Genomic DNA, 10,065 nt, shown 5'->3' on the forward strand with positions numbered 1-10,065 from the left:
CGAGGCCGGGTCCGTCAGGAGAGGTGGGCGGTGTCGTTCCAGGTGTCGATCGCCGGACGCCCGTACGCCCAGTCCAGGACCGACAGCGACGCCGGGGCCAGCCGGACGCGCGCCCCGAACTCCAGCGGCTCGCCCAGCCATCGCGCGCACACCGACCGCAGCACATGCCCGTGCGCGAAGAGCACCACGGTGCCGCCCAGCGCCCGCGCCCACTCCACGACCGAGTCCACGCGCGCCGTCATCTCCGCGACCGACTCGCCGCCGGGCGCCCCGTCACGCCACAGGAACCAGCCGGGGTTCCGCTCCTGGATCCCGGCCGGGGTGAGCCCCTCGTAGTCCCCGTAGTCCCACTCCATGAGCGCGTTCCACGGCTCGGCGCGCCCGCCGAACCCGGCGAGCTCGCAGGTCTCGGCGGCCCGCGCGAGCGGCGAGGTCCGCACGACCGCCTCCGTGAGCCCGGCGAAGGGCTCCTCCCGCAGCCGCTTGCCGAGCAGCGCCGCGTCCCGCCGGCCGTCCTCCAGCAACGGGATGTCGGTGCGCCCAGTGTGCTGCCCGGAGCGGGACCAGGCGGTCTGCCCGTGACGGACGAGCAGGACACGGGTGGCGGACGACGATGACATGGCGGGGTCTCTCCTGTACGGGTGCGTAACGGGGCGCGGGGCGTACGGATCGACGGCGCGCCGCCCCATCATCGCGCAGGCCCCGGCGTCCGCTCCGCGCGGGTTCGTCCCGCTTGCGCGCTGTACCCGTGTTCTTCGCGGGCGACGTGATCCTCCCGGGGAAACCCCGGGAGAACCGCACCGAAAGCCCACGTGACACGCGGGGATCTCACGAGGCGGGGGGGTCACCCCCGCCACAAGGCCGCATCCGTACGTAAAGTGGGCCGCCGCGCCGGGGCGAGGTCTGGGTGCGGCGGGCGCGGGCACCCGGCCTGGAAACGGCGGAGCGAGGAGAACGAGCGGATGCAGCAGACCGAGGCCCCGGCCCCTCGCGGGCTCGGCCCCGTACGCCGGAAGCCGGGAGGAGCGCCCGCCGCCACCGACCCCGCGGCGCCGACGGAGCCCGCGATATCCGCCGACCCCGCGATACGCGCGGACACGGAGATACCCGCGGACCCGGGGGCGCCCGCGGACCCGGCGGCGCCCGTGGACTCCCCGCTATCCGCCGACCCGGCGCCACCCGCCCCTCCCCCGCCCGTGCGGCTGCGCTGGTGGAGCGAGATATCCCTGCTCGCCCTCCTGTACGGGGTCTACTCGGCGGGCCGCCTCTTCGCCCGCGGCGACGTGCGGGACGCGATAGACCACGGCCTCGCGATACTCCGTGTGGAGAAGTTCCTCCACATCAACCTGGAACACCCGCTCAACCGCCTCTTCACCCGCGAGCCGTGGCTCGGCATCCCGGCCGACTTCTGGTACGCCTCGCTGCACTACCTCGTCACGCCGCTCGTGCTCATCTGGCTCTTCCGGGCCCGGCACACCGTCTACCGCGCGGCCCGCACCTGGCTCATGGCCTCGACTCTCATCGGCCTCATCGGCTTCACCTTCCTGCCCACGTGCCCGCCGCGCCTGCTCGCGGCGGGACACGGATTCGTCGACACCATGGCGCAGTTCAGCGACTGGGGCTGGTGGGGCGGCGAGGCGAGCGCGCCGCGCGGCCTCGGCGGCATGACGAACCAGTACGCGGCGATGCCGAGCCTGCACGTCGGCTGGGCGCTGTGGTGCGGCTTCCTGCTGTGGCGCCACGCGCGCACGCGCTGGATGCGGGCCGCGGGGATCGCCTACCCCACGATCACGGCGCTCGTCGTGATGGGCACGGCGAACCACTACCTCCTCGACGCGCTCGCGGGCGCGGCCGTGATGGGCGCGGGCGCGCTCCTGGCGCGCCCGCTGCTGCACGGTACGGCGCGGGCACGGGAGTGGCTGCGGCCCCGGCTGCCGCGGCGGCTGCGCCCCGTCCTGCTCGCGGGCGGGAGGACGTACACGGTGGCCGGGGGCGGCGAGGGTGTCGGCGGTGAGGGTGTTGTCGGTGGGGGATGCGAGACTTCGCCGGGTGAGCGAATACCCCAGCAACGACCCTCGCACCGGAGCCCCGCCGAGCGCCCCGGCGGGGCTGCGGCGGCGGCTCGCTGAGCTGCGCGGGCCCGGGACGGCGCCACGCCCGCTCGACGCCCGCGCGCTCGCCGCGCTCGCCGCCAACCCGGGCTGCGACCGCCGCGCCCTGCTCGACGGCGCGGGTATCGACAAGAACGCCCTCGCCACCGCCCTCGGCGCGCCCTCGGACGCCGGGCAGTCCCAGTTCGCGTTCATGCGCGGCAACGCCTTCGAGGCGCGCGTCAAGGCGGACGGCGGCGCCGAACTCCTGCGCCTGACCCACGCCTTGCTCGGCGGCGGCCCCGAGCCGACGCCCGCCTCCCGGCACGTACCGGATCTCGCCGCGCAGGGCCCCGAGGCGCGCACGCGGCGGACGGCCGAGGCGCTGCGCGAGGCGGCCGGGCGCGAGGGGTGGACGCTGCTCGACCACCCGATGCTCGCGCTCGACGTGGCGGGCTCGCCCGCGTACCTGGAACCGGACGCGGTCGTCGTGGCCCCGGACGGCACGTGGACGGTCGTCGAGATCAAGTCGTTCCCGATGATCGACGGCGCCGCCGATCCCGCCAAGGTGGGCGCGGCGGCGCGGCAGTCGGCGGTGTACGTGCTGGCCCTCGAAGGGCTCGCGGAGGGGGTTCCGGCGGCGCGCGTGCGCGACAGGGTGCTGCTCGTCTGCCCGCGCGACTTCTCCAACCTCCCCACCGCCGCCCCCGTCGACATCCGCAAGCAGCTCTCCGTCACGCGCCGCCAGCTCGCGCGGCTCACGCGCGTCGCCGACCTGCTCGCCGCGCTCCCCGAGGGCACGGTCCTCGACCCGGCGCTGCCCGCGGAGGAACTGCGCGCGGCGGTCGCCGCCGTGCCCGCCACGTACGCCCCGGAGTGCCTCTCCGCGTGCGAACTCGCCTTCCACTGCCGCGCCGCGGCCCGCTCGGGCGACGAGGTGACGGCGCTCGGCCGGGCGGTACGGGGCGAGCTGGGCGGGCTCGCGACGGTCGGCGCGGTCCTCGCCGCGGCCCACGGCGAGGCGGGCGACCCGGCGGACCCGGCCGTCGCCGCGCTGCGCCGGGCGCACCGGCTGCGCGGCGAGGCGCTGGCCCGCCACGAGGCACCGGGCGGAGGTACGGGCGCGGCGGCGGGTGGCGGGGCGCCGGTGGGGGCGCCCCGGGCCCGTACCGCGCCCGAGGACGCCCGCGCCGGGGAGGCCGCCTGATGTCGCTCATCGCCACTCTGGCCCGCCTCGAAGCGGTGCGCGCCGGCCGCGCGCAGCCGCTCGCCACCCGCCTGCACCGGCACCTCTCGGAGCGGCCCCTCGTCCTCGTCCCGCTCACCACCGCCGGTGAGACGGGGGCCCCGCTCGGCGCGCTCGTCGGCACGGAGCGCGAGCGCCCCCGGCTGCTGTACGTGCCGCAGCCGCGCGACCGCGAGCTGCGCTTCGGCTTCCTCGCGGCGCTCGCGGCCGAAGTCCTCCCGTACGTCGAGTCGTTCGCGGCGGATGTCGAGACGGTCGAGCGCAAGGAGACCGATCCCGAGAGCGGCAAGAAGGTCACGGTGGAGGCGGAACTGTGCCGTGACGCGCCGCAGTTGCTCGTACCGAGCACGGCGGGCGTCGAGTTCGTGCGGCTGCTCGGGCGCTCGATGCGGTTCCGGCGGACCGCCGAGCAGGACCCGGACGAGCCGTATCCGGCGCCCGCGCGGGTCCCGCTGCTCGGGCGGTGGCTCACGCACTTCGGCGAGCGCGCGCGGGTGCCCGGCTCGGCGCTGCTCCTGCCGATGACGGGGCTGCTCGGACGGCACTGGGCGACGGGGCAGAGCCGGATGGAGGAGCAGCACCTCGGCGCGCTCCTCGGCTGGCTCGACCCGCCCGAGGGCGCCGACGGCGCCGCCGCCGCGCTCGCCGCCGAGCTGGAGCGGGACGAGGACGGGCAGTTGCGTCACCCCCCGGCGGGCCCCGCGACCGATCCCGCCTTCGACAACAAGCTCCTCGCCCCCGCGATCGAGCGCTACGACGCGGCCCGGCTCCGCTTCGCCGCCGCCGAGGACCCCGAGCACGCGGACGCGCTCCTCGCCGCCCTGCACGAGGCCGAGCACGCGATCGGGCAGCTCGTCCTGCGGGTGACCCGGCCCACGTGGGACGCCGTGTGGCACGGCATCGACCTGCTCCGCACCCTGCCGGAGGCCCCGTACGCGGCCGAGCGCTGGACGCGCGACCGGCTCTCGTACACGAGCCACCGCGACCGCCTCGCCGCGGGCGAGCCGCCGCAGCCGCGCCGCGACGACGCCGTGACCGCCGCGCGCAAGCTCGCCGCGCGCGAGCGCGAGCAGGCGCGGCTCGACGCGCAGGAAGCGCTCGACGACCCGCTCGTCATGGCCGAACGGCGGCTCGCGGGCGAGGCGTTCCACGGGCGCGTCGAGGCCGTCGAGATGACGTACACCGAGGGGCGCAGGCCGCGCCCCCGCCCCGTGCTCACCGTGCGCACCGACGACCTGCCGCAACTCGCTGAGCGGACACCGGTGTTCCGGGTGCTCGAAGGCAAGCCCCAGACCGCCGACTTCACGGGGCGCACGGAGGACGGGGCGCTGCTGCTCACCGTGCGGGACCGGATGGGGCGCGGCGCGGAGCCGGACCCGGGCTCCGTCCCGGCCGTCGGGGAGACCTTGTGCTTCACGCTCTTCCCGCACGACCAGCGGCCGGGGCCCGGGCTGCCGGACGCGGAGGCGACGCCGTGGACGCACGGGGGGCCGCCGGACGGGGTGCCGGTCGCGGAGGCGCCGGACGCGGTGACCGAGGAGGACGTGCTGTGACGGACGACGTGGCTTTCGACCCGGGTGCCGAGGCGGCGCGGGCGACGGAGGCGATCCTCGCGGACACGCTGCACGGGACGCACCGGGGCGTCGTGGTGGACTCGCCCCCGGGCGCGGGCAAGTCGACGCTCGTCGTGCGTGCCGCGCGCGAACTCGTCGCGGCCGGGCGGCGCCTGATGATCGTGGCGCAGACGAACGCCCAGGTCGACGACCTCGTGCTGCGCCTCGCGGCGAAGGACCCCGAGCTGCCCGTGGGACGGCTGCACAGCAGTGACCAGGACGCGTACGACCCGGCGCTCGACGCGTACACGCAGGTCGTGAAGTCGAGCCGGGCCGGGGACCTCGCGGAGTTGCCCGTCGTCGTGTCGACGGCGGCGAAGTGGGCGCACGTACGCGACGTCGAGCCGTGGCCGCACGCGATCGTCGACGAGGCGTACCAGATGCGTTCGGACGCGCTCCTCGCCGTCGCGGGCCTCTTCGAGCGCGCCCTCTTCGTCGGCGACCCGGGGCAGCTCGACCCCTTCGCGCTCGTCGGCGCCGACCAGTGGGCGGGCCTCGCCCACGACCCCTCGGCCTCCGCCGTCGCGGCCCTCCTCGCGCACAACCCGGAGCTTCCGCAGCACCGCCTGCCGGTCTCCTGGCGGCTGCCCGCCTCCGCCGCCCCGCTGGTCAGCGCCGCGTTCTACCCGTACACGCCCTTCCGCAGCGGTACGAATCCCGGCGACCGGCGGCTCGGTTTCGCCGGGGCCGCCGACGGCTCCCCCTACGACGCCGTGATCGACGAGGCGGCGCGCGGCGGCTGGGGGCTGCTCGAACTGCCCGCGCGCATCACGCCCCGCACCGACCCGGAGGCCGTGGGCGCGCTCGCGCGCCTCGTGCGGCGGCTCCTGGACCGCGAGGGCACCTCCGTCTCGCCCGGCGAGGACGCGGTGCCGCTCACGGCGGCCCGGATCGCGGTCGGCACGGCGCACCGCGACCAGGCAGCGGCGGTGCGCGGGGCGCTCGCGGCGCTCGGCGTCACGGACGTCACCGTGGACACGGCGAACCGGCTCCAGGGCCGCGAGTACGACGTGACCGTCGTCCTGCACCCGCTCTCGGGCCGCCCCGACGCGACCGACTTCCACCTGGAGACCGGTCGCCTGTGCGTGCTCGCCTCACGGCACCGGCACGCGTGCCTCGTGGTGTGCAGGGCCGGGGTCGCCGAACTGCTCGACGCGCATCCTTCGACGGAGCCGGTGCGGCTGGGGGTCGAGCTGCGCTTTCCCGACGGGTGGGAGGCGCACCACGCGGTGCTCGCGCGGCTGGGGGAACACCGGGTGGAGGTGTGAGGGGGGAAGGAGGGCGGACGGAAACCCGGACGTGAGGAGCCCCGGGGCCCGGCGGGGGCGCGTGCCGGGCGGAGGCCAAAGGCCGGTCTTGCGGGGGCGAGGGACAATGGTGGGTGGTGCGGAGGTGGTCCGCGCCGCTCCCACCCGTGCGATGGAGGAAGTTTCTATGGCGGAGCCCGAACGGCGACCGCGGCTGCGTCCGGCGCCGCTGCTCCACGAGCCGAGGGAGGTGGCGGCCGATCCCGAGCACTTCTTCGACCTGGAGGCGATCGAGGACCCGCGCCGGCTGCTCGACCGGGCGACCGAGCTGAGCCACGCCTTCCGCGCCGCCACGGACCGGGCGGTGGAGTACCAGGCCATCGCCGCCGCGCAACTCGCCGACCCGCGCCGCTTCGACCGCCTCTCGGCGGCCTCGATCGGCGAGCGGGCGCAGTGGACCGAGGACTACGCGCGGAAGATGATCGAGTTCGGGCGGGATCTGCTCAAGGGGAAACCCGAGGAAGCGTGACGCCCCCGCGTCGCCCGAGGAAGCGTGACGCCCCCGCGTCGCCCGAGGAAGCGTGACGCCCCCGCGTCGGGCGGCCCCGGGGCCTGCGGCAGGGCCGCGTGCGGGCATATGCCGAGTGACAGGGCACGGTACGCCCGTACGGCATGTCCTGTCCCCGTTTCCGCGAACTCCGTCCGCCGCCGGGGCGGGCGGGCCACCGTGGGGGCATGACGAGCAGCACACAGCAGGAGCGACGCGACGGCACGGGCGAGACGGCACGGGACCTGGGCGGGGCCCGCTGGCTCGCGAGCGCGACACCCGACCCGGAGGCGACGCTCCGCGCCTGGGCCGCCCGGCCGCACGCCCCGCTCCGTCTCCCCTGCGGCACCGCTTTCGACCTCGTGAGCGCGCCGCTGCTCTTCGGGCGCCGCATGGTGGAGCGGCTGTGGGCCGAGGGCCCCGGCTGCGGCCCGCTCGCGCAGCGCGGCGACCGCCTCCTCCTGCTCGCCGCCCCGGGCACGGCCGACCGCCTCGCCGCGCTGCTGCGCTGGGAGCGGTGGGGCGGCAGCCCCCGCCATCCCCTCCCGCCCCTGCTCTGCCACGGACGCGGTGATCTCGCGAGCCTGCCGCCCCTGGAACGCCCGCTTCCGGGCGCGGGCCGGGACCGCTGGCTCGTGGCCCCGAAGGGTGCGCGCCCCTGGCTCCCGGGCCCGAAGGTCCTGCTGTGGGCGGCCCGGACAGGTGTGCGGATTGCGATTTCGCACCCCGCCGACCAGGGTGCTAATGTCTACGACGTCAGCAGGCGCCGCTAGCTCAGTTGGTTAGAGCAGCTGACTCTTAATCAGCGGGTCCGGGGTTCGAGTCCCTGGCGGCGCACAGACAAAGAAGGCCCCCCGAGCGATCGGGGGGCCTTCTTGTCGTGCGGTCCCGCCGGGGCGGGTGCGGGAGTCAGGAGCTACGGACGCGGACGGTCCATTCGGCGTCCGGGGTCTTCGCCTCGACCGTGATCCGCAGGCCGCTGCCCGGGACCGTGTACGTCTCGCCCACGCCGAGCGGGGCGTCGGCCAGGCCCGGCTGGACGGAGCGGCTCGCACAGCCCCCCGTGCCGGGGTGCGTGTCGTAGACCTTGACGGGGCCCTGCGCCGAGGCGGTGTCGGTGCGCACCTCGTAGAGGAGGACTCCTTCGGAGCAGGTCGTGACGTCGTTGCCGCGCGCCGTGCGCACCTCGATCGCGAGCGCCCGGTACGGGCCCGTGCGGACCACGGCGAGCCGGGGCGCGCCTCGCAGCCCCTTCGGCAGCGGAGCCGCGAGCGGGGCGAGGTCCACGCGGTTGTCGCCGCCCGCCGGGAGGCAGGCGACGCGCGCGTCGTCGAGCCAGCCCAGCTTCCACTTGTGCCAGCCGAAGAACTCCGGGGCCAGCGCGAACTGGCTGCCCATGAGGTCCCAGTCCCCGACGTGCGTGTCCCAGTCCCCCTTGCCGTCCGCCGGGCGGTGGTAGAGGTCGGGCAGGTCGAAGACGTGGCCCGTCTCGTGGGCGAGCACATTGTGGTCCGGCGGGTGCTGCTCGAAGACGGTCACGAAGCGGCGCAGAGCGGTCCCGTCCGCGTGCAGGGGCGTACCGAGATTGACGACCTTCGTCGCGTCCGGGTTCACACCGGGCGCGTCCGGGTCGGCGACGAGGTACACGACGTCGTACCGGGAGAAGTCCGTCCCCGGGTCGGCCGCCGCGAGCGCGTCGCGCAAGTACGCCGAGCGGCCCCCGTCGCCCCAGTCCCGCTCTATCGCGTACGCGCTCGCCGGGCGCGGCATGCGCACCCAGCCGGGCCGCACGTGCGGGACGAGCCTCATGCGCCCGTACGAGGCGCGCGTGTAGAAGTCCGTCGTCGCGGGGAAGTAGTCGCGGCTCAGCTCGCGGGGTGTCGCGCGCGGCTTCGCGCCGGGGAACGAGAGGTACACGAGCACCGCGTCGAGCCGCCCGGCCGGACGGGGGTAGGCGGCGTTCCACGTGTCGAGGCCCTCCGAGTGGTGCACGCCGGTGCGGGGCAGCACGCACGGGCCGGAGCGCAGCCCGGCGAGCGCGGGCGCGGGGGCGAGGACGAGGGCACCCGAGACGAGCCCGAGAAAGGCGGCGGCGGCCGCCCCGAACCGCATGGGCCACGAAAGCCACCTACCGCCACCCCTGCCGCCCGCACCCCACCGCTCGCCGCCGCTCGCGGCGGTCTGCGGATCGCGGGGCCGGGGGACGCGGCGTCCTGGAAGCGGTCGATGGCGAAACACGCCACCCACCTTGCGGCGTCATACGTACATATGCACTGTTTGTCTGATCTACAGGGGTGAGGGGCCACCCGCTCGGCCCCTCGACCCACTGCCACCCGGGCGACCCCGGGGGTGTCGGTGGGGGCGGCGGAGACCGGGGAGGCGGGTGCGGCGTGATGGGGGCGCGGCGCCGTGGGACACGGCCAACGATGCGGTAAAGGTTCACGCTTCACGCGCGTCGTTCTACGCGCCTTGAAAGCACACTTCCGCCCTTCACCCCCACCAGAAGGATCGGGAGCGAAAACAAAGCGCTCAACTCCGGTCGCCTGCCGCGCGGGGGCCCCGAATGGCCGCTGCGACGGCCTCTGGCCTGCATCTATGATCGGCACACTTGCCAGCACGGACACCCTGGCCAACGGCGGGAGCGAGCGGTGAACGGACCCCCCGAAGGACCCCCGGCCCCCACCCGAGCGGGCGCGCCGCACCCCTCCGCCCCGCCGGCCCGCAGCCAAGCCCCACACCACCCGCCCCCGCCGGCCGACGCCGGGCCGAGGGGCCCGCACGAGACCACCGCGTACCGCGAGGCGGTGTACGGGGAGGCGTACGGGGAGATGGCGCACGGGGAGGCGGGGCGGCGCGACGCCGTTCACGGGGAGCCCGGACACGACGAGGCGGCCCGCCGCGAACCCCGGCCCCGGGACGTCGGGCGGCAGGAGGGGCCGTACCGCGAGGCGGGGCAGCCCGGGGGAACGCGCAGCGAGGCGGGGCAGCCCGGGGGACCGTTCCGCGAGGCCGGACAGCCCGAGGCACCGTACCGGGAGGCCGGGCAGCACCAGGACGCGTACCGCGAGGCCGCCCGTCGGGCGGCGGAGACGGCTCGCGGGGCGGGGCGCGGTCTCGGCGCGGAACCGGCCCGTGCCGAGGCGATGCCCTCCTGGCGGCCGCTTTCCGGCCCGCAGTCCGGCGTCTCCTGGGCCCGGACCCCGGCTTCTCCCCAGCCGCCCCACCTCCGCGAGCGCGACGTCCTGGCCCGGACCGCCGCCGAACCGCCCCGCCGCGACCCGGCCCCGCTCTCCGGGCACTGGCCCACCCGCCCCCGTCCGGC

General features: G+C 76.3%; 8 protein-coding genes, 1 tRNA gene and 1 pseudogene. 8 read left to right on the forward strand and 2 right to left on the reverse strand.

The features are described from left to right. Positions 1 to 14 precede the first annotated feature (14 nt). A complete protein-coding gene (locus IF99_RS0118900; RefSeq protein WP_030997724.1) occupies positions 15 to 620 on the reverse strand; it encodes a histidine phosphatase family protein in 606 nt (201 codons plus the stop codon). A 342-nt stretch (positions 621 to 962) separates the two neighbouring features. Here IF99_RS0118900 and IF99_RS30920 point away from each other — a divergent pair, with 342 nt between their 5' ends. The 7 genes from IF99_RS30920 to IF99_RS0118935 all read left to right on the forward strand — a co-directional run bounded on the left by IF99_RS30920 (position 963) and on the right by IF99_RS0118935 (position 7,580). Beyond that, positions 963 to 2,129 (forward strand): phosphatase PAP2 family protein, encoded by a 1,167-nt coding sequence (locus IF99_RS30920; protein ID WP_234340752.1) that lies wholly within the window; start codon positions 963 to 965, stop codon positions 2,127 to 2,129. Next, positions 2,050 to 3,297: a hypothetical protein gene (locus IF99_RS0118910; protein ID WP_030997726.1), complete on the forward strand. Its 1,248-nt coding sequence runs from the start codon at positions 2,050 to 2,052 to the stop codon at positions 3,295 to 3,297. Before IF99_RS30920 ends, IF99_RS0118910 begins: the two co-directional genes overlap by 80 nt. Then, on the forward strand, positions 3,297 to 4,889 hold the full coding sequence (locus IF99_RS0118915) for a hypothetical protein (protein WP_030997727.1): 1,593 nt from the start codon (positions 3,297 to 3,299) through the stop codon (positions 4,887 to 4,889). Before IF99_RS0118910 ends, IF99_RS0118915 begins: the two co-directional genes overlap by 1 nt. Next, a complete protein-coding gene (locus IF99_RS0118920) occupies positions 4,886 to 6,217 on the forward strand; it encodes an AAA domain-containing protein (protein ID WP_030997728.1) in 1,332 nt (443 codons plus the stop codon). Before IF99_RS0118915 ends, IF99_RS0118920 begins: the two co-directional genes overlap by 4 nt. Positions 6,218 to 6,383: 166 nt before the next feature. Beyond that, on the forward strand, positions 6,384 to 6,725 hold the full coding sequence (locus tag IF99_RS0118925) for a hypothetical protein (RefSeq protein WP_030997730.1): 342 nt from the start codon (positions 6,384 to 6,386) through the stop codon (positions 6,723 to 6,725). Positions 6,726 to 6,931: 206 nt separating this feature from the next. After that, positions 6,932 to 7,516 (forward strand): hypothetical protein, encoded by a 585-nt coding sequence (locus IF99_RS32560; RefSeq protein ID WP_030997731.1) that lies wholly within the window; start codon positions 6,932 to 6,934, stop codon positions 7,514 to 7,516. After that, a tRNA-Lys gene (locus IF99_RS0118935) sits at positions 7,507 to 7,580 on the forward strand. The genes IF99_RS32560 and IF99_RS0118935 overlap by 10 nt, the downstream gene beginning before the upstream one ends. A 72-nt stretch (positions 7,581 to 7,652) precedes the next feature. Here the strand turns inward: IF99_RS0118935 and IF99_RS0118940 are convergent. Next, complete coding sequence (locus IF99_RS0118940) at positions 7,653 to 8,855, reverse strand: M6 family metalloprotease domain-containing protein (protein ID WP_030997732.1); 1,203 nt, start codon at positions 8,853 to 8,855, stop codon at positions 7,653 to 7,655. 536 nt (positions 8,856 to 9,391) lie between these two features. Between IF99_RS0118940 and IF99_RS0118945 the strand changes: the two are divergent. Next, positions 9,392 to 10,065, forward strand: a pseudogene (locus IF99_RS0118945) (hypothetical protein); the annotation flags it as partial.

This window comes from Streptomyces sp. NRRL F-5630, assembly GCF_000719475.1.
Taxonomy (GTDB): Bacteria; Actinomycetota; Actinomycetes; order Streptomycetales; family Streptomycetaceae; genus Streptomyces.

Coding starts and splice junctions, on each gene's coding strand:
- IF99_RS0118925 (WP_030997730.1), top strand. CDS start 6,384: ATGGCGGAGCCCGAACGGCGACCGCGGCTGCGTCCGGCGCCGCTGCTC.
- IF99_RS0118915 (WP_030997727.1), top strand. CDS start 3,297: ATGTCGCTCATCGCCACTCTGGCCCGCCTCGAAGCGGTGCGCGCCGGC.
- IF99_RS30920 (WP_234340752.1), top strand. CDS start 963: ATGCAGCAGACCGAGGCCCCGGCCCCTCGCGGGCTCGGCCCCGTACGC.
- IF99_RS0118940 (WP_030997732.1), bottom strand. CDS start 8,855: ATGCGGTTCGGGGCGGCCGCCGCCGCCTTTCTCGGGCTCGTCTCGGGT.
- IF99_RS0118900 (WP_030997724.1), bottom strand. CDS start 620: ATGTCATCGTCGTCCGCCACCCGTGTCCTGCTCGTCCGTCACGGGCAG.
- IF99_RS32560 (WP_030997731.1), top strand. CDS start 6,932: ATGACGAGCAGCACACAGCAGGAGCGACGCGACGGCACGGGCGAGACG.